We start from the raw sequence: 21,098 nt of genomic DNA, 5'->3' as shown, positions 1-21,098 counted from the left end.
TAGTCCCATGATGAATCTTGCCGAATACCGCCGCTCGAATACGCGCCTTGCCGACTTCCTGCCCTGGGCCGCGCTCGTCGACGAGGGAATTGTTTTGAACAAGGATGGCTCGTTTCAGCGGACGGCGCGGTTCAGGGGACCGGATCTCGACAGTTCCGTGCCGGCTGAGCTCGTTTCGGTCGCAAGCCGGCTGAACAACGCGCTCCGGCGTCTCGGATCGGGGTGGGCGGTTTTCGTCGAGGCGCAACGGCATTCGGCTGGGCGCTATCCGCCCGACACATTCCCGGATGTCGCATCCGCCTTGGTGGATGCGGAGCGGAAAGCGCAATTCGAGGAGGCCGGCAGCCATTATGAATCGAGCTACTACCTAACCTTCCTTTGTCTGCCGCCGGCAGAAACTGCAGCTGTGGCCGAGCGTCTCCTGTACGAGGGCGGCCATCGCAGCGCGGGAGCGGATGCGCACGAGGTGCTGAGTGGCTTCATCGACCGGACCGACCGCGTGCTGCAGCTCGTTGAGGGGTTTATGCCGGAATGCGGCTGGCTCGATGACGAGGCAACGCTCACCTACCTGCACTCGACGGTCTCGACCAGGCGGCATCGCGTTCGGGTGCCGGAAATCCCGATGTATCTCGACGCGCTCCTTGCCGATCAGCCGCTGACAGGCGGGCTTGAGCCGATGCTGGGTGACGCTCATGTGCGCGTTCTGACCGTTGTGGGGTTTCCGAGCGCGACCACGCCCGGGATCCTCGATGATCTCAACCGGCTCGCATTCCCGTACCGCTGGTCGACCCGGGCGATCATGCTCGACAAGACGGATGCTCTAAAGCTCCTGACCAGGATCAGGCGGCAATGGTTTGCCAAGCGCAAGTCGATTGCCGCGATCCTGAAGGAGGTGATGACCAACGAGGCCTCAACGCTTCTGGATACCGACGCCCACAACAAGGCGATGGATGCAGATCACGCGCTCCAGGAACTCGGCTCGGATCAGATCGGTGAAGCCTTTGTGACGGCAACCGTCACGGTCTGGGACAGGGATCCGCACGCGGCCGACGAAAAGCTCCGCCTCGTCGAAAAGGTGATCCAGGGCCGGGACTTCACCTGCATGGCCGAGACAGTGAATGCCGTCGAAGCCTGGCTCGGCAGCCTGCCGGGACAAACCTACGCCAATGTCCGCCAGCCTCCGGTCTCGACGTTGAACCTCGCCCACATGATCCCGCTCTCCGCGGTCTGGGCGGGAGAGGCGAGGGATCACCATTTCAAGGAGCCTCCACTGTTCTTCGGCAAGACGGAAGGATCGACCCCTTTCCGCTTCTCGCTCCATGTCGGCGATGTCGGACACACTCTGATCGTTGGACCGACCGGCGCCGGGAAGTCGGTGCTGCTCGCGCTGATGGCGCTGCAGTTCCGGCGATATCCGCAAGCCCAGATCTTTGCCTTTGATTTCGGTGGGTCGATCCGTGCGGCGGCGATCGCCATGGGTGGCGACTGGCATGATCTCGGCGGCGCGGTTGGTGGCGACTCGGCAGAATTCGTCGCGCTCCAGCCGCTTGCGCGCATCGACGATGTCGCGGAGCGCGGTTGGGCAGCCGATTGGATCGCATCGATTCTTGCGCGCGAGCGAATCGAGGTCACGCCCGAGACCAAGGATCATGTCTGGTCGGCCTTGACCTCGCTCGCCTCGGCGCCAGTTCGGGAACGGACGCTGACGGGCTTGTCCGTTCTTCTGCAATCCAATGCCTTGAAGCGCGCGCTGCAGCCCTATTGCCTCGGCGGTCCGTTTGAGCGGCTTCTGGATACCGAAGGTGAGCGGCTGGGAGAGACCTCCGTCCAGGTGTTTGAGACTGACGGGTTGATCGGGACCGGTGTCGCGCCGGCGGTTCTCTCCTATTTGTTTCACCGGATTGAGGATCGCTTCGACGGCCGTCCGACCCTTCTCATCATCGATGAGGGCTGGCTTGCGCTCGACGATGCCGATTTTGCCGGCAAGCTCCGCGAATGGCTGAAGACGCTGCGCAAGAAGAACGCCTCCGTCGTGTTTGCGACCCAGTCGCTGGCCGATATCGATGGCTCCGCAATTGCGCCCGCAATTATCGAGAGCTGCCCGACCCGGATCCTGCTTCCCAATGACCGCGCGATCGAGCCGCAAATCATGGCGGTCTACCGGCGCTTTGGACTGAATGACCGGCAGATCGAGATCCTCGCCCGCGCGACGCCAAAGCGCGACTACTACTGCCAGTCGCGCCGGGGCAACCGCCTGTTCGAGCTTGGTCTTGGCGAAGTCGCGCTGGCTTTTGCGGCCGCGTCGTCCAAGACCGACCAGGCTCTCATCGAGAGTGTTCTTGAGGAGCACGGACGAGACGATTTCGTCACCGGCTGGCTCAAGGCGCGCGACCTCGGCTGGGCCTGCAATCTCATTCCGCAGCTTGCCAAGGAAGGTGGCTTGTCATGAAACGAATCCGTCCGCTTCTAGCAGCAAGTATCATCGCAATTAGCCTGACCCAAGGGCCCCGGGAAGGAAAGGCACAGTGGATCGTGTTCGATCCCAACAACTACGTGCAAAATGTGCTGACCGCCGCGCGCGAGCTGCAGCAGATTAACAACCAGATCACTTCGCTGCAAAACGAAGCGCAGATGTTGATCAATCAGGCGAAGAACCTGGCGGGCCTGCCGTATTCGTCGTTGCAGCAGCTCGAGCAATCGATTCAGCGCACCCAGCAGCTGCTCAGTCAAGCGCAGCGCATTGCCTACGATGTCCAGCAGATCGATCGTGCGTTCTCGACAACTTATGCGCCGGCGTCCACGAGCATGTCCAATGGGCTCCTCGTCGCCAACGCCCAGAAACGCTGGCAGAATGCGGTTGCCGGGCTGCAGGACGCCATGCGGGTGCAGGCAACCGTCGTCGGCAATCTCGATACCAACCGCACCCAGATGTCGGCCCTGGTCACGGCGAGCCAGGGCGCGTCAGGTGCTCTGCAGGCAAGTCAGGCCGGCAACCAGCTCCTTGCGCTGCAAGCTCAGCAGCTTGCGGACCTCATCGCGACCGTTGCCGCGCAAGGGCGCGCGCAATCGCTCGAATCCGCGCAGCGGGCCGTCGCTCAGGATCAGGGCAGGGAGCAGCTGCGGCGCTTTCTGACCCAAGGTCAGGGCTATCAACCGACAACCGTGCAGATGTTCCACTGATGATGAAGAACAGATTTGAACGGCTGCTGATGGCGGTGGCAGTTAGCCTCACAGTCCTGGTCGTCGCCGCCTGCGCCATTCGCCTGCGCGGCGACGACAGTGCGACCCAATCTTCCGCCTCGCTCGCTGCGAAGCCCGATCCGGCGGCGGCAAAGCTCGAGCAATGCCGCACCGTCACCTACGAGCAGAAAGAGGCTCTTCTCGAATGCGAGAGGATCTGGGCGGAACGGCGCAGCCAGTTCTTGGGGAAAAGCGGATCGGTAAACGGTTCGGATAGCAATGCGGGCACGGCGCCATTTTCCTCCCCGCGGCCGCGTAAGGACGAAAGCCGGCTGCCGTCGCTCTCACCCTCCATTCCAAGCCAAAGCGAGTGAGCAATGGGTGGCACCTCCGTCATCGACCAGTTTCTGGAAACCTTCACCCGCTACATCGATTCCGGATTTGGCCTGGTCGGGGGCGAAGTCGGATATCTCGCCACCACGTTAGCTGCAATCGACCTCACGCTTGCGGGCCTGTTCTGGTCCCTCGGAAGTGATGAGGAGATTCTTGCCCGGCTGGTCAAGAAAACCTTGTTTGTCGGTGTCTTTGCCTACCTGATCGGTAATTGGAACAGCCTTGCCCGCATCGTCTTCGAGAGCTTTGCAGGTCTTGGCCTCAAAGCCTCGGGCACGAGCCTGTCATCGGCAGATTTCTTGCGGCCAGGTCGGATCGCGCAAGTGGGGCTCGATGCCGGCCGTCCGATCCTGGACTCCATCTCGGGCCTGATGGGGTATGTCAGCTTCTTCGAAAATTTCGTCCAGATCGCGGTCCTGCTGTTCGCCTGGATCGTGGTGCTGCTCGCCTTCTTTATTCTCGCCATCCAGCTCTTCGTCACGCTGATCGAGTTCAAGCTGACGACGCTTGCAGGTTTCGTCCTGATCCCCTTCGGTCTGTTCGGCAAGACCGCCTTTGCGGCCGAACGGGTGCTGGGCAACGTCATCTCTTCCGGCGTCAAGGTTTTGGTCCTCGCCGTCATCGTCGGCATTGGATCGACCTTATTCTCGCAGTTCACGGCAGGCTTCGGCGGCAACCAGCCGACCATCGAGAACGCGATGGCGCTGGTGCTCGGCGCTCTCGCCTTGTTGGGCTTCGGCATTTTCGGACCCGGCATTGCCAACGGCATCGTCTCCGGGGGTCCGCAGCTCGGCGCAGGCAGCGCCGTCGGGACAGGACTTGCCGCCGGTGGTGTCGTTGCGGCTGGCGCTGGCCTTGCGGCCGGCGCTGCCGGTCTCGCCGGCGGCGCGATTGCAGGTGCCGCACGCGGTGGAAGCGCGATCGCAAGTGGAACCATGAGCGTGTTTCGGGCGGGGAGTCAGTCCGGCTCGGAGGCGAGCGCGTCCGGTGCTGCAAGTCCCTTGCGCTCGGTCGCAGCTGGTCTTGGTGGAGCGGCCAGCGATACCGGTAAGGGGGAAGGCGATTCCTCGAGAGCTTCCGACAGTGCGCCCGCATGGGTGCGGCGGATGAAGCGGGCGCAGACGATCAGTCATGGCGCATCAGCGGCAACGCACGCGATCCGCTCAGGTGATCACGGAGGCGGCGGCGGATCTGTCGACCTTTCGCAGGAGGATCACTGACGCCTCCTTTCTTTCGAATTCGGTTCCCTGCCATCTCCTGAGGTCAAGCAATGTTCAAACGATCGGCTGTTCACTATGGCCGCACGCCGGAGCCCGTCACTCCCTATCAACGCGCAGCCCAGGTCTGGGATGATCGCATCGGGTCTTCGCGCGTGCAGGCCAAGAACTGGCGCCTGATGGCCTTTGGCTCCCTCTTCTTATCGGCTGCTCTCGCCGGCGCCCTGGTCTGGCAATCGGCGCACGGGACGATCACGCCCTGGGTGGTCGAGGTCGATCAATTGGGCGAAGCCAAAGCCGTTGCTCCAGCAAACGCCAGCTATCAACCGACCGATCCGCAAGTAGCTTTTCACCTGGCGCGCTTCATCGAGCATGTGCGCGGCCTGCCGATGGACGCCATTGTCCTGCGCGAAAACTGGCTCCGTGCCTACGACTTTACAACCGATCGCGGCGCGGCCGCACTGAATGACTACGCCCGTAACAACGATCCCTTCGCCAAGCTCGGCAAGACGCAAATTGCGGTCGAGGTCTCGAGCGTCATTCGGGCATCCCCCGAGAGCTTTCGCCTCGCTTGGGTCGAACGCCGCTACGACAACGGTCAGCTTGCCGCAACCGAGCGGTGGAGCGCGATCCTCACGATCGTCGTGGAGATGCCTCGCGATCTCGAAGGCCTGCGCAAGAATCCGCTTGGCATTTACGTCAACGCCATCAACTGGTCGAAGGAGCTGGGTTAGCAATGCCGTCAGGTCTCGTTATTGCGTCACAGAGGGGCCGCCCGAGCTTGGCTCTGGCTCTCGTTATTGGTGTGGCCACCCTTGGCGGGTGCACCACGTTCAAGCCGCCGCAAATCAGTTACGATAGCGATGTCCCGCCAGCTCCAGATCTGTCGGCGCTCGCCGACGATCGGCCGCGCCCGCTGCATGTCCCGCCGGCCTGGAAGGCGGCGCGCGGCGGCAGGAACGCGGAAGCCAAAGAACCCGTCGAGCGGATTGAGACCGCGAATGACGCCGCACGCGTGCAGCCGCGCAAAGCCGGCTACTTCAATGCGGTGCAGGTGTTTTCGTATAGTCCGGGCGCTCTCTATCAGGTCTATGCCGCACCGGGGCAGATCACCGACATCGCCTTGCAGCCCGGCGAGCAGCTGATCGGCTCGGGACCAGTTGCCGCGGGTGATACCGTGCGCTGGGTGGTCGGCGACACCGAAAGCGGCAGTGGCGACACGCGACGTGTGCACATCATGGTGAAGCCCACACGTCCGGCGATCGAGACCAATCTCGTCGTCAACACGGATCGGCGTACTTACCTGGTCGAGCTCCGGTCCCGCGAAAAGCCCTACATGCCACAGGTGGCGTGGTTCTATCCGGAGGATCGGACCGCGCGTGGTCGAGCTCTGCCGCCCACACCCGTCATCCCGGACCAGGCGCAGCGCCGTCACCGCTACGCCATCGAGGGAGACAGCCCACCGTGGCGTCCTGTCAATGCCTATGACGATGGGCGCAAGGTCTACATCGAGTTTTCGCCCGGCATCGGCCAGGGCGAGATGCCGCCGCTGTTCGTGATCGGGCCCGATGGCAAGACCGAGCTCGTCAACTATCGCGCTTACGGCAATGTGCTGATCGTCGACCGGCTGTTCGCGGCCGCGGAACTGAGGCTGGGCGAGGATCACCAGCAGAGGGTCAGGATCCTCCGAACCGACGGGAGGTCGCTGTGACAGAGACTGGCCAGCCGAATGACACGCCCAAGGACGCTCCTCGGGTTAAGCCGCCGGAAGATATCGCCGAAACCCTTCGGCTCCGGCCAGATCGGCCGCAAGTTACGCGCCTATCGCGCAAGGTGCTTGCGGGCGGCAGCGCCCTTTTGCTGGTGCTCATCTCTGGTGCGGTCTTCTGGGCTCTGCAGGAGAAGCGATCGCGCTCGCCGGCCGCCGAGGAGCTTTACGCGACCGACCACCACAATGTCGCTGATCAGCTTGCAACCTTGCCGAAGGATTATGCTGAGATCCCGAAGGAGGTGCCGCGCCTTGGACCACCTTTACCCGGCGATCTTGGCCGGCCGATCGTCGCAGCACAGGGCTCTTCGACGCCCAGCCCGCTCGGTGTTGACGCTGAACAGCAGCGGGTCAATCAGGAGAGCGAGGCGGCACGCACCAGCAAGGTGTTTGCCAGCACGAACGTCCGCGCACAGGCCCCTGTCACATCGCCAAGTGACGCCCCGTCAAATGCAGCGCCATCATCTGACGAAGCATTTGCCCAGAATGGCCAGGATCGAAAACTTGCGTTTGTCAGTGCTTCCGTTGACCGTCGAACCACCAGTCCCGATCGCCTGGCAAGATCGGTCTCTCCCTTTGTGGTCCAGGCGGGAACGGTCATTCCGGCCGCTCTTATCACGGGCATTCGGTCCGACCTGCCAGGGCAGATTACGGCCCAAGTCACAGAAGCGGTATACGATTCCCCTACTGGGCGAGCTCGCCTCATTCCGCAAGGAGCAAGGCTGATCGGGACGTATGATAGCCAAGTCGCATTTGGCCAATCGCGCGTGCTCCTGGTGTGGACGCGTCTCATCATGCCAAATGGACGGTCGATCGTCCTGGAGCGGCAGCCGGGCGCAGATGTCGCCGGCTACTCTGGGCTTGAGGATGAGGTCGACAATCATTGGAAGGAGCTGTTGGGGGCCGCTGCGCTTTCGACGCTGCTCGCCGTCGGCACCGAGGTGAATTCCGGATCGGATACGGGTAGCACCAACAGCGACCTCATCGCTGCGCTCCGCCGCGGGGCGGCGGACTCGATGAACCAGACGGGCCAGCAGGTGGTCCGCCGCAATCTCAACATCCAGCCGACCTTGACGATTCGTCCGGGATTTCCCCTGCGGGTGATCGTCAACCGTGACCTGGTGCTCGAACCGTACAGAGGATGAGGACGATGTCAAAACTCAAACTCGGAGCCTTAGAAGACGATAAGCCCATCAAGGTGACACACGAACTACCTGCAAGCGTGCACCGCGATCTGGTGTCATACGCTGAAATCCTCGCCCAGGAGACTGGACAGCCAATCCAGGATCCATCGAAACTCATTGCACCCATGCTGGCGCGGTTCATGGCTGCCGACAGGAGCTTTCGGAAAGTTCGACGGGCGCGTCAACGTCCGACGGGTGGCGGGGAATAGCGCTCAGAGAGCAGCTTCAGGAACTCCTGCAGGGCTGGATTGTTATTTCCAGCTCGCCAATGGGCGAAAAAGTCGAAACGGCTCGGAGCCGTGCCATCGCGCAGCTCTCGGTAGGTCAGGCCCGCAAAATTTGCCCCCATATCGGACTCGAGCACCAGGCTTATTCCTGTGTGCATGCTGATGAGGCTTTTGACGATTCCGCGACTGACGTCGTGGCGCTCGATCTTGGGGCGATCCACGGGCGAGAGGAGCTTGGAAATCAGCAGATCTTCGAGCTCCTTTTCCGCGTCATAATAGCTGAGTAGCACTGTCTCGCCGCACAGGTCAGTCCAGCACAGAGTCTCGCGCCCGGCGAGCGGATGATCATGGGGCAAGGCCACCAGAACACGCTCGCTCCAAAGCGGCATTTCTTCAGTGTCCAACAATGGGAGCCTCCCTGTCACGATCAGCACATCGATTGCGCCGTTTCGAAGCGCCGCGACCAAACGCGTCCGCGATCGTTCGACCGTCACAAGTTCGATCTGCGGGAATCGCTCTTTGAACGCGAGTAGCGACGTTTGCAGATTGCCTGCCGAAAGTGAGGTGCAGAAGCCGACGGTCAGACGGCCGGTTTCACCGTTATGGACAGATATCGCGGTGGCGAGGAGCGCGTCGAATTCTTCCAGAATGGTCCTTGCCAGCCGAAGCACGGCGCGGCCGGCCTGCGTCGGTCGCACGCCTCCGCTATAGCGCTCGAAGATTGCGATGCCCAAGTGGTGCTCGATTTCGTCGATTCTTCGGCTTAGACTCGATTGTTGCGACCTCAACAACTCCGCGGCTCCGCGGAAGCTGCCGCAATCGGCCGCAGCAACAGCCGATCTCAGGTGCTTCAGTTCGATTGCCTTGCTGGCGTGAAGGGAGGGTCTTGATCGACGTGGTTTGTGCATCGTAAGTCTTAAGCAGATGGGCTTTCCGCTCCAATGTGCAGCGATGACCCGTTTGTACTTGCTTCCAGATCCTAGGCGGCCGCTCGGATGACTGGTGCCCAGAGCACCGGACCTGAGATGTGTCCCGCTTTGCGGATGCGATGCAACGCGTCGGGCGAGACCTCCAAATATCCAGCAATGGCCGTGGTGTTTCCGAGAGGACGAGCTTTTCCGATCGGGCGGAGCGGCCAGCCTGCGCGCCGAAGAATGCGCTCCATCCGGGCGTCGGTGACAGTGACGATTTCGGTCAACTCGATGGAAAGGCCGAACTCAATCATGCCCGCAAACAGCTCGTAAGTGGCAGCAGCAAGTCCGCCCTTGGCTTTCGGTGCGTCCGACGGAACATCGAGCGCAAACCGGCTGCTCTCCCAGATCCGATCGCCTCGTGGCGCCGGCTGCCCGTCCAGAAGGATCGGGAAGGTGTCTCTCAGCATGGTGGGGCCGGTCGAAGGCAGAAGCCGGACGCATCCCTGAAGGCATGCATTGGTTGAGCGGTTCAGTAGATGCACCGGCCGAAGGACGTCAAACTCGTCGACCTCCATGTCGCCGCTGACCCCGACGTCCCAATCCAGGCGCTGTTTGAAGACACGATACCTCAGTCGATGCATCTCGGCGAGATCATCGAGGAACTCGCCGTAATAATCTGGGGTGATAAGCTGCATCATTCTTGCCTCCCTGCTTTGCTTCGTCAAACAAAGCAGAGAAGTCGAGGCTGGCGCATCCTGTGCAGTCACACAGGTGTCTATGGCGAGGCGGCGCCCTATCTTCGAAACTTTGCCTCGGTCAATAGGACGACGGCTTGACGGAGGGAGCCAACGCCGAGCTTCGTTCGGGCGTTATCCAGGTGAAAGCACGCGGTACGCTCTGAGATGCCGAGAATAATCCCGATGTCGCCAGCAGATTTGCCGCGCGAAGACCATTCAAGGCATTCGAGCTCTCGGGGAGATAGCACCACACCGCCGACGATGCGATCGGCGGTCCAGAAACGCCTTGCATGTGCATGGAAGAACGTAGCGATTAGTCGCAGGTTCTGGGCATGTTTGAGTACCGAGCACTCAAAATTGGTGCGACGGTCATCGGTGGCAAAGCTCAGCGCGGCGAGCGGACCGTTGTCATCGTGGATTGGAAGTGTGAATCCATAACGGATGCCGAATTTAGCAGCCTCTTCAAATAATTCGCGCTCCCGTTCCGATCGGATGGGCGGGCCAAATTCCAGCCCCCATTGAAATGGCTGACTATCTCGGATCGCCTGACGCACCACCGGATCAACGGATTCATACTTGTGTCGAAGGTAGTATGCTGTCCACGCTTGCGGATACGTCGAGATTAGGTTCGGGGCGCCGCCCGGTTTGTGGGGGAGCGCAAGATAGGCGAAGCAAGATAGATTCAGCGCCTCGGCGAAATCCGCCATGCCCTGCTGGGCAGAGTCACGGTCTGTGCTTTCGGCGAGCCGGTCGGCGAGTTTTTGAAAGGCTCGATGCAGCGCGGATGACCACATGGTGTTCTCGGCGATTAATGAGGCGAATGGCACGCTCTCTGAGCGGGCTGCTCGCGAAACTTGCATCCAAGTATGCTGGGCCCAGGTTAGCTGCAACCTCGACAAGCCGGGGCTAGTCGGATTCGATTCTGCGTTCTTTGCTAAGTTGGTAGGCTTGAGGCTTCCTTCTCAGGCTCTTATCAGTTTGGAATCCTGCATGATTGCAGGCAAAGATGGTGAATTTCCGCAAGATTGAGCCATCTATGGCGCGGGTGGTACCGCTTTTTCGATTAAAAGCAGTCTCAAGGAGATCGCAAATGAAGATCGGTGTTCCCAAGGAAATCAAGACCCACGAATACCGCGTGGGCCTTACGCCAGGAGCCGTCCGTGAATACGCAGCCGCCGGTCACAGCGTGCTCGTCGAAACGAATGCTGGCGCTGGCATTGGCGCAATGGATGAGAACTATCGCAAGGCGGGCGCAACGATCGTGGGCTCCGCTCGGGAGGTGTTCGCATCTAGCGAGATGATCGTGAAGGTCAAGGAGCCTCAGCCTTCCGAATGGACCCAGCTACGAGAGAGCCAAATTCTATTCACCTACCTGCATTTGGCGCCCGATCCCGAGCAGGCCAAGGGCCTCCTCAAGTCTGGGTGCACGGCAATCGCCTACGAGACCGTGACTGACGCGCGCGGCGGACTTCCTCTTCTTGCACCAATGAGCGAGGTTGCAGGTAGGCTTGCCATCGAAGCGGCAGGTAGCGCCCTCAGGCGCAACGCCGGTGGACGGGGATTGCTGATTGGTGGCGTACCTGGTGTCCCCCCGGCCCGCATCGTGGTGATAGGCGGTGGCGTGGTTGGTACGCATGCGGCACGGATGGCGGCAGGTTTGGGTGCCGAGGTAACGATTCTTGACCGTTCGATTTCCCGGCTCCGTGAACTGGATGAACTGTTCGAAGGCCGCGTTCGTACCAGGTTTTCGACAATAGAGGCCCTCGAGCAGGAGGTATTCGCGGCGGATGCTGTCATTGGCGCGGTGCTTGTCCCCGGCGCGAGCGCGCCAAAGCTTGTCAGTCGCGGCATGTTGAGTTCGATGCGCAAAGGCTCGGTGATCGTGGATGTCGCAATCGATCAGGGCGGATGTTTCGAGACGTCGCATCCGACTACGCATGCCGACCCAACCTACGAAGTTGATGGCGTCATCCATTATTGCGTCGCCAATATGCCGGGAGCAGTTCCGCTCACCTCGAGCCAGGCACTGAACAACGCGACTCTTCCATTTGGTTTGGCTCTCGCCAAAAAGGGATTTGCTGCCGTGCTTGAAGATCCGCATCTGCGCGCAGGTCTCAATGTCTACCGAGGCCGGCTGACTTACAAGGCTGTGGCTGAAAGTCTCGGCTTGCCGTTTTCACCGATCGAACAGGCCGCGGCCTGATCCCAGAGGTCCCTCGTTGGGACGTTTCCTCCCTGACTTGGCGGGCCACTCCTTCGGGAGTGGCCCGCATTTTTGCGGCAGCCCAACGGATGTAACTCGCTGTTCGAAAAGCGGGGCCAGCGCGTCCCGGTTGCAAAGCATGCCAGTCAAATAGGCCGCGAGCGGCGCACGTTACGTTTGCGAATTGCGATCATGTACTGAGAATCTTTCAGTAATACGAACATGCTGCTGAATATTGGCCGGTGGCCGACATCCAAGCGGCCGCCCATAACCAGTGGGTCGTCTCGCCACCGAGAATGCACATACCCGCAATTCGAAAACCTCCTGCAGCGGGTGACCAAAGCTATTTGGTAGCGCGTTTGGAATCGCCAGTTAAAACTTCGCTCCTAGCGAGTTCGGGCGCATCTTCCTTCCAGCGCACCGAACCGAACGGGTCCGCGGATGCGCACGGGGGGGGAACTGCCGATCTAGCGTGCGCTCCGACTCAATCGAGCGGTTGCGCTGTCGCACATAGTCCAGGCATGCTGGGGACTGTTAGCGCTCGGTCCATAGTTCGGGCCTCCGCGATATCGCCAGCGATGGGTGCCGCAAGCGAGAAAAAACGTGTGAACGCACGCATCGGCGGAGTGGGCCCACGCAGGGTCGCTCAGTCCTCGGGAGACTCGATTGGAATTGCAAAGCCCACCTTTACGCGATCCACTATAACCATGGTCTTAAAGCCTTTGATGTTCGGATTCTCATAGAAGAACCGACGCGTGAATTGCTCATAATCGTCCATGGTGCGCGCCGTAATGTACAGGACAAAGTCAGCGTCCCCGGTGACATAAAATCCATTAACGACTTCAGTTGATGATTTGATCGCCTTCTTGAACCGGTCAATTATGTCAGCGCGCTCCCGCTCGAGGCTCACGAGCACGAGCATCTGAAGCGGTCTTCCAACGGCTTTCGGCGAAACGATGGAGACATCGGCCTCGATGATGCCATCTGAGCGGAGACGCTTCAGACGTCGTTGACACGCCGTAGCAGAAAGCCCCGCCATCTCGCCGATCACTTCGGAAGTTAGGCGGTTGTTCTTTTGCACGATCTCGAGGATGCGGGCGTCTGTCCGATCATACTGCATAACGGCTCCAGCCTTGGGATGAATCGCAGCGTCAAATACCTGTGCGATGCAGGAAATACTCCGAACGACAGGAGATACGACGCAAATATGTATCTAACATCAGTATCCTGAATAGATAGGCATTTCAACAAAAGGCGGCGCTGGACCTTCAGATGATCTTTCAAAGTATTTCGCAGCTGGCGCCGATCGCTAAAGCGGAGGCGTTCGGCAAGTTAGCGACGTCTTGGCTTTCGATGATGAGGAGGAAAGTTTTGTGAGCTTTGATGATTGCGATCGTTGGCTGGCCTGCCTCCGTGCTGGAGACCCGGGCGAGTTGATGGTGCTCGCGGCGTCGCTGATTCTGAAGGTCTCAAGTACGGCCGCACCGATAATCCTGAATCCGAACAGATCCGCTTTGCGGACCTCGCAGCCTCGAAGAAAGTGGTGAAAAATGGCCATTAATGTCAAAGAAATCAGTGAAAAGGACAAAAACAGCGTTCTGCATCCTTTTACGCAGCTCAAGGATTTTGCGACGGGCAAGCTTGGTGAGCCGGTAATCATCGAGACTGGCAAGGGCATTCGCATTCAGGACGCGAGCGGCAACCAGCTTATCGACGGGTTCGCTGGCATGTACTGCGTCAATGTTGGCTATGGGCGAAGCGAGGTGGCGGAAGCGATCTCGCGTCAAGCCTATCGTCTCGCGTACTACCACTGCTACGCTGCACACACCACGGACGAGCTTGCGATTCTTTCCGATCGTCTAGTCAAGATGGCGCCCGGAAAAATGAGCAAGGTCTTCTACGGCATGTCGGGCTCTGATGCCAATGAGACGCAGGCAAAGCTCGTCTGGTACTATAACAATCTTCGAGGTAAGCCGAGCAAGAAGAAGATCATCGCTCGTGAACGCGGCTATCACGGCTGCAGCGTTCTCTCCGGCTCCATGACCGGTATGAGCTTCTACCACGATTATATGGACCTCCCGCTGCCTCAAGTTGCGCGAACAGGCGCTCCGCATCACTACTGGGGAGCCAATCCAGAGGAAACCGAACTCGAATTCTCCGCTCGTCGCGCCGCTGAGCTCGACCAGCTCATATCGCGCATCGGGCCGGATAACGTGGGTGCCTTTATTGCCGAGCCGGTGCTTGGCACGGGCGGTATCACGCCGCCGCCAGAGGGCTACTGGCAAGCGATCCAGGCGGTGCTCAAGAAGTATGACGTCCTGCTGATTGCCGACGAGGTAATCACCGGCTTCGGCCGCACGGGCTCCATGTTCGGTTCGCAGCACTATGGAATCGAGCCCGATCTAATCACGGTCGCCAAAGGTTTGACTTCGGGTTACTTCCCGCTGTCGGCCGCGATCGTGGGGGAGAAGGTCTACAAGGTCTTCGAAGACGGTGCTGACAAGGTTGGCGCATTTTCGCACGGCTACACCTATTCGGGCCATCCGATCGGCGCCGCCACGGCGAATGCCGTTCTCGACATTGTGGAGCAGGAGGACCTTCCTGGTAACGCTCGCCAAGTCGGCGGTTACTTCCAAGCCCAACTCAAGGAGAAGTTCGCGCAATTGCCGCTCGTTGGTGAAGTGCGCGGTGTTGGCCTGATGGGTGCAATCGAGTTCGTCGCCGACCGCAACAACAAGAAGCGCTTCGATCCGTCTCTCCGGGTTGGCGCTCGCGTTTCCAAGGCAGCGCGAGATCGGGGTCTGATCGCCCGCCCCATGCCGCATGGTGACATCCTGGGCTTCGCCCCGCCGCTCGTGACCACCAAGGCCGAAGTAGATGAGATCGTATCAATTGCCGAGGCTGCGATCCGCTCCGTCATGGACGAACTCGTCCGCGACGGTGAAAAAATCTAAAAGACGGCGGCCGGAGATAGTCCGCCCCCCCCGGCCAGCGCTTCAATGGAGGGTGGTGGCGGGCCTTTGCGCGTACATAGATATCTGAAGCGATGGCGCTGCTCAATCGCAAGCGCCCTGACTGAATGTGATGGCGAGCCAGTACCGGGACAATCACTTAGTCCGAGCCCGGCTTGGCCAGCGAACCGAAAATCTAGCGTCAGCGAACGGCAGAGCGGCGATACACGAATGTCCGACAGCATAAACTACAAGCTTTTCATCAATGGAACGTGGCGCTCGGGCGGAACGGGCGCGGATCTGCCCGTTATCAATCCTGCCACCGAGAAGGAATTCGGCCGAGTGGCCGTTGCGTCGGCTTCGGATCTGGATGATTGTCTGAGGTCCGCGCAAGCTAGCCTGCTCTTTTGGGCAAACACCTCGGCCGAGGAGCGTGGCGAGCTTCTCATTCGAGCGGCGCGGATTCTCAAAGAAAAAATGGAAGTGGCGGCGGCAGCACTTTCCAGGGAGCAAGGCAAGACCCTAATAGAAGCGAAGGGCGAGTACGCTCGCGCCGTCGAAACGATCGAGTGGAATGGTGCTCAGGCAGCGAAATTATCTGCGCCATGGCCGATAGACCCAGAAAGGCTAATCGTACCGGAAGCGATCGGAGTCGTTGCGGCATTCACGCCATGGAATTACCCAGCTGTCCTCAATGCTCGAAAACTTGCCGCATCCCTCGCCGCGGGCTGCCCTGTAATCCTGAAGGCAGCAGAGGAAACTCCGAGTGCCGGAGCCCACATAATCGAGGCCCTGCAGGAAGCGGGAATCCCGCCGGGCGTTGTGAGCCTGGTCTTCGGAGATCCTGCGATGATCTCTGAATACCTGCTTGGTTCCTCTATCGTCCGAGCTTTGTCTTTCACGGGCTCTACGCCGGTCGGCAAACAACTCGCCAAATCCGCGGCAACCAATCTTCAGCGCTGCGTTCTTGAGCTCGGCGGTCACTCCCCCGTTGTTGTCTTTGGAGACGCAGACCTGACAAAGGCCATTCCGGCGATATCCGAATACAAGTTCGAGTGCGCTGGTCAAAGCTGCAATGCTCCTAGTCGCATTCTAGTCGCCAGATCGATCTATAAGGAATTCCTGGCGAGGCTTGTTCAGGCGGCAGAAAAAATCAGAGTCGGCGCACCCGATGATCCTAACGTAGACATGGGACCGATGGCGAATTCGAGACGCGTCGAAGGGATGGAGCGCCTGACCAAGGATGCTGTCGATCGCGGAGCGCGAGTTGAAACCGGTGGTAAACGCATTGATCGGCCGGGATATTATTGGTCACCAACAATTCTAAGCAACGTTCCCCCTGGATCACACGTCTTACGAGAAGAGCCGTTCGGGCCAATTCTCACTGTCGCCCCATTCAGTACAATCGAAGAGGCGATCGAGGAGGCGAACGCGACGGAATATGGCCTTGCATCCTACTTCTTCACGGAGTCCCCTGAAATTCAGAAGCGCATGATCCGCAGCCTCTCGGCGGGGGCCATTAGCTTGAATCATCTTAAGGGAGTATCTGCGGATGCACCAAACGCCGGGATCAAACAAAGCGGTTATGGCTATGAAGGCGGCGTGGAAGGCGTGAGGGCCTTCCAAATTCTGAAGCTCGTCAATGGGGCTAAGGCAGTGCCTCTCACCTAAGGGGTCAGCAGCCGATCAAAGGACGTCGAGGTTCCAGATCAGTTGATCTGGCTCTCCTGGCAGAAAATCGCTCGCAGACCGCAGAGCTTACCGGATTGAATGCCCGCCGCAGCACAACGGCAGTCGAGATGTAACAAGCTGGATTGAGAGCGAAATGAAAATCTCTCCTACTGTAAGAGATGTTATTCTGGCCCCCGGTAACGGAAGCTTCTTCTACGACGATCAGTCTGCAATACGGGCAGGCGCGGCTCAGGATGGCTTTCGCTACTTAGGGACTCCGCTGACGCCCGGCTTCACGAGCATCCGCATGCCGGCGCGTTCGCTCAGCATCGGCCTCGTCTTGTGGGACGATGTGATCGTGTGGGGCGACATGATGAACGTACAATATTCGGGCACAGGCGGTCGTGACCCAGTTTTTCAGCTCGAGGCAATACAAGCCCTCACGAAATCCGTCGTGATCCCGCGACTTCTTGCGGCTGACGTTTCTCAGTTCCTTGGTGCTTGCGAGCGCGTGCTTGCGTACCACGAGGATAAACGGCTACCGCTCGCCGTCGAATATGGGGTGAGCCAGGCGTTGCTGCGCGCCGCTGCGCACATTGCCCGGACCACGATGGTGGAGGTGATCTGCTCTGAATACCACTTGCCACTGCCGGATAAGCCAGTGCCGATCTACGCTCAGAGTGGGGATTCAAGAGAAATCAACGTCGACAAGATGATCCTCAAGTCTGTGGATGTGCTTCCGCATGGACTGATCAACTCGCGTGAAAAATTCGGCCCCTCCGGCGAAAGATTTCGTGAATTCGTCAAATGGGTCGCAAAACGCACAAAAGAGATCGGCGAGCCAGGTTATCATCCAATCCTGCATTTTGATGTCTACGGTTGGATCGGACTCGAGATTGGTATGCACGCAGAAAAAATCGCTGATTTCATCGCGCGAGTTGCGGATGACGTTCCAGGCTATCGGTTGCATATTGAATGCCCAGCAGACTTCGGTTCAACCGCAGCTCAATTGGAGGGATACGCCAATATTGTCGCAAGCCTTGACAGGCGCGGCACAGAAGCGCGAGTTGTAGTCGACGAGCAATGCAATACGCTCGATGACGTCCGCCTCTTTGCGAACGCGAAGGCGGCGCACCTAGTTCAGATCAAGATGCCCGACGTTGGTTCCATAGCTGATACTGCGAGAGCCGTGTTGGCCTGCAAGGAAAGTGGTGTTGGTGCATACGTTGGTGGGAGCTGCACCGAAACGGACTTGTCGGCGCGAGCAGCGGTTAATATTGCAGTCGCTACTCAGGCTGACATGATCCTCGCCAGACCGGGCATGGGCGTAGATGAAGGTCTGTCGATTGTGGGCAATGAGCAAAATAGACTTCTTTGCATTCTCAACTACAGACGCCGCCAAGGGGCATGGCCTCATGCCGAAGCGGCGTCCGCATGAGAAAGGCACTCGAAGGTATTACCGTCATTGCCGTCGAGCAGGCGGTAGCGGCGCCTTATGCTTCCTCCAGGCTCGCGGATGCTGGTGCCCGTGTCATCAAGGTCGAACGTCCTGACGGTGACTTCGCGCGAAAGTACGATAAGCTCGTCAAAGGTCAGAGCGCGTATTTTGTTTGGTTGAATCGTGGAAAAGAATCGATTTGTCTCGACCTGACCATCGAGGAAGACCGAGCGGTTCTCGACGCGATGATCGCCGAGGCAGATGTCTTCATTCAAAATTTGAAGCCTGGTAGCATAACAAAGCTTGGCTTTGGTTCTGTCGAACTTCGAAAGCGCTTTCCTGACCTCATAACCTGTGACATCTCTGGTTTTGGCGATGGCGGTGCGCTTTCAAGTCTGAAGGCGTACGACCTGATTGTGCAAGCTGAGACCGGGCTTTGCGCCATCACCGGCACTTCACACGGTGCCGCGCGCGTTGGTGTTTCTGTGTGCGACATCGCAGCCGGTATGACAGCTCTCAACGCTATTCTTCAGGCGCTGCTCCTCCGGCAGTGCACGGGGAAAGGCACTAGTATTCAGATATCGCTCTTCGATGCCGTCGCAGACTGGATGAACGTTCCCGTCCTTCAGTTCGACTACAGCGCATATCGGACAGCACGAGCAGGTGTCAATCACCCATCTCTAGCCCCCTATGGAGCGTACCGCTGCGCAGACGGAAAAGACGTCATCTTTTCCGTTCAAAACGACCGCGAATGGATTAACTTCTGTACCAAATTCCTTAAGCGACCTGAACTAACCCGACGGCTAGGTTTCGCAGATAACATGGAGCGAATCGGCAGCAGGACAGCCTTGGATGAAATCGTCAACGAACACTTCTCGCAAATCTCAAGTGAGGACGCCATGACAGGGCTGGAGGCGGCCGGAGTCGCATATGGACGGCTCAACCAGATCGAGGATGTATCGAAGCATCCACATCTGCGACGGATACCGGTGTCTACGCCAGCAGGCGAGGTTCATTTGATCGCGCCTGGCGCAATCTTTCCCGAAGAAGGAGTCGACGAATTCCGATCTGTACCTGCTTGCGGAGCGGACTCTGAGAGGCTGCGCAACGAGTTTCGGAAGGGGTGAGGGGCTGGGTAATCGGAAGCGACAGCAGCTGTTGCGCTCAGCATTCATAATGAGGCTATGGCATCGCTCATAGTCGTAGCTGATCCGCGGCAGAATGCGCACAGCGGGCGCAAGAGGAAGAGACGCCGTGGAATTGCGTGATACGCAGAGCACTGGAGGTGGATAGCCAAACGCAGCGATTGCAAAAGGGCGCATCTGTAAGAGCTCCCGCCCTAGAATGGCGGTTTCGCAGAGCGTTATTCACGCTGCCGAACCCCGACCATACCAGGCGCAGGCGCCCCGATCACGGTGTCTCGCCAGCGAGTGGATGAAATTCGGGGCGGGACGTTCCCGCGCCTACCAAGCCGGCGCAAAATTCCGCGATTGTGAGAGCAATGTTGAAAATCAGATTTACCGAACAGATGAAATGTCCGAAGAATCGAAGTCGGTAAACAAAAACGGCAATAAGCGAGGCGTTTTTAGTGAGCCGCAGATGCCTCAAGCAGGTCGTGACAATGCGTTGCATTTCTGCTTGGCGAACATGAGAACAGATTATGCCACCGCCGTGGCACGCGCGAAATTTGCGTACCCGACACACGTCGTAAAGTGTCGTGCTGCTCCAGGAGCCGCAGTATTTCTGGGGTGAGGGGACCTACATTGCAAAAAAGCGGCTCATGGAGCCCGTAGCGTTGGCAGGGCTGACGACTTGATCGACGTGTCGGCAATAGATCGCGGGCGATCCGTTCAGGGTAAGTCCTCGCGAGGTTTTGACCGTTCGTCCCGCATACTGCAGGCGAACGAAGGTGGAGGTAAAACAGCGTGAACTTTGACATCGCACAGAAAACCGCTTCTGTCGTTTTTTCCGACTCTTATTTGGAAGCTCGGGAAAAATTCGTGGCCGCGGTGCCCACATCGAGATCGTACCCGTGCAGCTCAAAGGGGCCATCCGGCGAGGCGCTGTTCACGGATGTGGCGTACTTTGGCAGTCCGGATGCCAAGAAGCTCCTGGTCCTGGTTTCCGGCACGCACGGTCCAGAGGGGTACCACGGGTCCGCAGCCCAACTGCTATTTTTGCGAGCAAAGTTTCACGAGGAGCTGCCGCGCTCGACCGCAGTGCTCTTCATCCACGCCCTGAATTGCTACGGGTTTGCCTGGGATCGTAGGTCGACTGCAGAGGGGTGCGACCTCAACCGCAACTTTGTCGATTTTTCAAAGCCGGCTCCCCCAAATCCGGAGTATGAGGAGCTGGATCAATATTGTGTTCCTGCGGACAGAACAGAAGAGGGGATTCGCTGCGCAGAAGCTGCGATTGCCGAATATCGCAAGCTGCACGGCGAACAGGCATTCCGCTCAGCGAGGATGCGCGGTCAGTACACCAGGCCCGGTGGACTGTTTACGGGGGAAGCGGGCCGACCGAAGCGCGCCGAACCCTCGAACAAATAGTCGCCGAGCTTGATGTGGCGGCCCGCGACAACGTCATCATCATCGATTACCACACCGGGCTGGGTCCTTACGGTTATGGAGAGCTGCAGTGCGAGCAACCGTCCGGGCAAAAAGGGTACGAGCGAGCTGCAAAAATCTTTGGGCCCTCCGTAACATTGCCAGATCTAGGGACCTCCTCCTCCGTCAACCTGCACGGGACACAAGATGAATACTGGCAGCGGCTCTTGGGGGATCGGCACACTTATGTTGCCCTCGAGTACGGAACATATGCTGGTACACCTGTCCTGCGCGATGAACACTGGCTGTTTAGGTACAGACTGGACGCTGTCGATTCCGAGCTGGGACGGCAAGTACGGACCGGGACCAAACGCTTTTTCTACCCGCAAAAACCAGATTGGAACGAGATGGTTCTGTGGAGGGCGCACTTGGTGCATCGACAAGCACTCGATGGACTTGGATCTGGGGATTAGCTGGCTAACCGAAAAGCCGTTTCTAGTCATGTCTCACGCCTTCGCATTGCTCAAGTCGATAACTCTTTGCTCTCGCGCGCAATCGCTACCTGGGCGTTCATTCTCCTGGTACTGGCCGGGCTTATGCTCGCGATCTTTGGGCTAGATCTGTCCGGCACTCAAGGTCGCGCCTAGATCAGTGTGAAAGTCTCCACAG

At 59.1% G+C, this 21,098-nt stretch carries 17 protein-coding genes and 1 pseudogene; 14 read left to right on the top strand and 4 right to left on the bottom strand.

Translation table 11 applies throughout. The features are described from left to right. Positions 1–7 precede the first annotated feature (7 nt). The 8 genes from trbE to RX329_RS37250 are packed head-to-tail and all read left to right on the top strand — an operon-like array spanning position 8 to position 7,951. On the top strand, positions 8–2,449 hold the full coding sequence (trbE, locus tag RX329_RS37285; RefSeq protein ID WP_317245266.1) for a conjugal transfer protein TrbE: 2,442 nt from the start codon (positions 8–10) through the stop codon (positions 2,447–2,449). Beyond that, positions 2,446–3,180, top strand: coding sequence for a P-type conjugative transfer protein TrbJ (trbJ, locus tag RX329_RS37280; protein ID WP_317245265.1), 735 nt, complete (start codon positions 2,446–2,448; stop codon positions 3,178–3,180). The genes trbE and trbJ overlap by 4 nt, the downstream gene beginning before the upstream one ends. Continuing rightward, on the top strand, positions 3,180–3,554 hold the full coding sequence (gene trbK-alt, locus RX329_RS37275; RefSeq protein WP_317245264.1) for a putative entry exclusion protein TrbK-alt: 375 nt from the start codon (positions 3,180–3,182) through the stop codon (positions 3,552–3,554). Before trbJ ends, trbK-alt begins: the two co-directional genes overlap by 1 nt. Before the next feature lie 3 nt (positions 3,555–3,557). Beyond that, complete coding sequence (gene trbL, locus RX329_RS37270; protein ID WP_317245263.1) at positions 3,558–4,793, top strand: P-type conjugative transfer protein TrbL; 1,236 nt, start codon at positions 3,558–3,560, stop codon at positions 4,791–4,793. Positions 4,794–4,843: 50 nt separating this feature from the next. After that, the gene (gene trbF, locus RX329_RS37265) at positions 4,844–5,524 is read left to right on the top strand and encodes a conjugal transfer protein TrbF (RefSeq protein ID WP_317245262.1); all 681 of its coding nucleotides are present in this window, start codon (positions 4,844–4,846) and stop codon (positions 5,522–5,524) included. A gap of 2 nt (positions 5,525–5,526) precedes the next feature. Continuing rightward, on the top strand, positions 5,527–6,501 hold the full coding sequence (gene trbG, locus RX329_RS37260) for a P-type conjugative transfer protein TrbG (protein WP_317245261.1): 975 nt from the start codon (positions 5,527–5,529) through the stop codon (positions 6,499–6,501). Further along, positions 6,498–7,703 (top strand): TrbI/VirB10 family protein, encoded by a 1,206-nt coding sequence (locus tag RX329_RS37255; RefSeq protein ID WP_317245260.1) that lies wholly within the window; start codon positions 6,498–6,500, stop codon positions 7,701–7,703. Before trbG ends, RX329_RS37255 begins: the two co-directional genes overlap by 4 nt. Before the next feature lie 5 nt (positions 7,704–7,708). After that, on the top strand, positions 7,709–7,951 hold the full coding sequence (locus tag RX329_RS37250) for a DUF2274 domain-containing protein (protein WP_317245259.1): 243 nt from the start codon (positions 7,709–7,711) through the stop codon (positions 7,949–7,951). On the opposite strand, the gene RX329_RS37245 is transcribed toward RX329_RS37250, so the two are convergent. From RX329_RS37245 to RX329_RS37235, 3 genes are all read right to left on the bottom strand, one after another. Next, entirely contained in the window at positions 7,924–8,877 is a 954-nt protein-coding gene (locus RX329_RS37245; RefSeq protein WP_317245258.1) for a LysR family transcriptional regulator, read from the bottom strand. The genes RX329_RS37250 and RX329_RS37245 overlap by 28 nt on opposite strands. A 71-nt stretch (positions 8,878–8,948) precedes the next feature. Then, positions 8,949–9,581 (bottom strand): acyl-homoserine-lactone synthase, encoded by a 633-nt coding sequence (locus RX329_RS37240; RefSeq protein ID WP_317245257.1) that lies wholly within the window; start codon positions 9,579–9,581, stop codon positions 8,949–8,951. Positions 9,582–9,676: 95 nt separating this feature from the next. Next, a complete protein-coding gene (locus RX329_RS37235; protein ID WP_410706545.1) occupies positions 9,677–10,399 on the bottom strand; it encodes a LuxR family transcriptional regulator in 723 nt (240 codons plus the stop codon). A 311-nt stretch (positions 10,400–10,710) separates the two neighbouring features. On the opposite strand from RX329_RS37235, the gene ald reads away from it, so the two are divergent. Continuing rightward, positions 10,711–11,823: an alanine dehydrogenase gene (gene ald, locus RX329_RS37230; protein WP_317245255.1), complete on the top strand. Its 1,113-nt coding sequence runs from the start codon at positions 10,711–10,713 to the stop codon at positions 11,821–11,823. Between the two features lie 646 nt (positions 11,824–12,469). On the opposite strand, the gene RX329_RS37225 is transcribed toward ald, so the two are convergent. Then, positions 12,470–12,943 carry an Lrp/AsnC family transcriptional regulator gene (locus tag RX329_RS37225; RefSeq protein WP_317245254.1) on the bottom strand — a complete coding sequence of 158 codons (474 nt, stop codon included), beginning with the start codon at positions 12,941–12,943 and terminating at the stop codon, positions 12,470–12,472. Positions 12,944–13,373: 430 nt separating this feature from the next. Between RX329_RS37225 and RX329_RS37220 the strand changes: the two genes are divergently transcribed. From RX329_RS37220 to RX329_RS42225, 5 genes and pseudogenes are all read left to right on the top strand, one after another. After that, the gene (locus RX329_RS37220) at positions 13,374–14,777 is read left to right on the top strand and encodes an aminotransferase (protein WP_317245253.1); all 1,404 of its coding nucleotides are present in this window, start codon (positions 13,374–13,376) and stop codon (positions 14,775–14,777) included. 228 nt (positions 14,778–15,005) lie between these two features. Further along, a complete protein-coding gene (locus RX329_RS37215; protein ID WP_317245252.1) occupies positions 15,006–16,445 on the top strand; it encodes an aldehyde dehydrogenase family protein in 1,440 nt (479 codons plus the stop codon). A 154-nt stretch (positions 16,446–16,599) separates the two neighbouring features. Further along, positions 16,600–17,883, top strand: a complete 1,284-nt coding sequence (locus tag RX329_RS37210) for a methylaspartate ammonia-lyase (RefSeq protein ID WP_317245251.1) — start codon at positions 16,600–16,602, stop codon at positions 17,881–17,883. Then, positions 17,880–19,010: a CaiB/BaiF CoA-transferase family protein gene (locus tag RX329_RS37205; RefSeq protein ID WP_317245250.1), complete on the top strand. Its 1,131-nt coding sequence runs from the start codon at positions 17,880–17,882 to the stop codon at positions 19,008–19,010. Before RX329_RS37210 ends, RX329_RS37205 begins: the two co-directional genes overlap by 4 nt. 798 nt (positions 19,011–19,808) lie before the next feature. After that, positions 19,809–20,902: pseudogene (locus RX329_RS42225) on the top strand (DUF2817 domain-containing protein). Positions 20,903–21,098 lie beyond the last annotated feature (196 nt).

The sequence above is a fragment of the Bradyrhizobium sp. BWC-3-1 genome (assembly GCF_032917965.1).
Taxonomy (GTDB): Bacteria; Pseudomonadota; Alphaproteobacteria; order Rhizobiales; family Xanthobacteraceae; genus Bradyrhizobium; species Bradyrhizobium canariense_D.
Note: the sequence above shows the minus strand (reverse complement) of the source record. Positions and strands in the feature narration are given on the sequence as shown.

What these genes read in the sequence shown, in the direction of transcription:
- RX329_RS37245 (WP_317245258.1), bottom strand. Translation starts at nt 8,877, where the DNA reads ATGCACAAACCACGTCGATCAAGACCCTCCCTTCACGCCAGCAAGGCA.
- trbF (WP_317245262.1), top strand. Translation starts at nt 4,844, where the DNA reads ATGTTCAAACGATCGGCTGTTCACTATGGCCGCACGCCGGAGCCCGTC.
- trbL (WP_317245263.1), top strand. Translation starts at nt 3,558, where the DNA reads ATGGGTGGCACCTCCGTCATCGACCAGTTTCTGGAAACCTTCACCCGC.
- RX329_RS37220 (WP_317245253.1), top strand. Translation starts at nt 13,374, where the DNA reads ATGGCCATTAATGTCAAAGAAATCAGTGAAAAGGACAAAAACAGCGTT.
- trbJ (WP_317245265.1), top strand. Translation starts at nt 2,446, where the DNA reads ATGAAACGAATCCGTCCGCTTCTAGCAGCAAGTATCATCGCAATTAGC.
- trbG (WP_317245261.1), top strand. Translation starts at nt 5,527, where the DNA reads ATGCCGTCAGGTCTCGTTATTGCGTCACAGAGGGGCCGCCCGAGCTTG.
- trbE (WP_317245266.1), top strand. Translation starts at nt 8, where the DNA reads ATGATGAATCTTGCCGAATACCGCCGCTCGAATACGCGCCTTGCCGAC.
- ald (WP_317245255.1), top strand. Translation starts at nt 10,711, where the DNA reads ATGAAGATCGGTGTTCCCAAGGAAATCAAGACCCACGAATACCGCGTG.
- RX329_RS37210 (WP_317245251.1), top strand. Translation starts at nt 16,600, where the DNA reads ATGAAAATCTCTCCTACTGTAAGAGATGTTATTCTGGCCCCCGGTAAC.
- RX329_RS37250 (WP_317245259.1), top strand. Translation starts at nt 7,709, where the DNA reads ATGTCAAAACTCAAACTCGGAGCCTTAGAAGACGATAAGCCCATCAAG.
- trbK-alt (WP_317245264.1), top strand. Translation starts at nt 3,180, where the DNA reads ATGATGAAGAACAGATTTGAACGGCTGCTGATGGCGGTGGCAGTTAGC.
- RX329_RS37215 (WP_317245252.1), top strand. Translation starts at nt 15,006, where the DNA reads ATGTCCGACAGCATAAACTACAAGCTTTTCATCAATGGAACGTGGCGC.
- RX329_RS37225 (WP_317245254.1), bottom strand. Translation starts at nt 12,943, where the DNA reads ATGCAGTATGATCGGACAGACGCCCGCATCCTCGAGATCGTGCAAAAG.
- RX329_RS37240 (WP_317245257.1), bottom strand. Translation starts at nt 9,581, where the DNA reads ATGATGCAGCTTATCACCCCAGATTATTACGGCGAGTTCCTCGATGAT.
- RX329_RS37205 (WP_317245250.1), top strand. Translation starts at nt 17,880, where the DNA reads ATGAGAAAGGCACTCGAAGGTATTACCGTCATTGCCGTCGAGCAGGCG.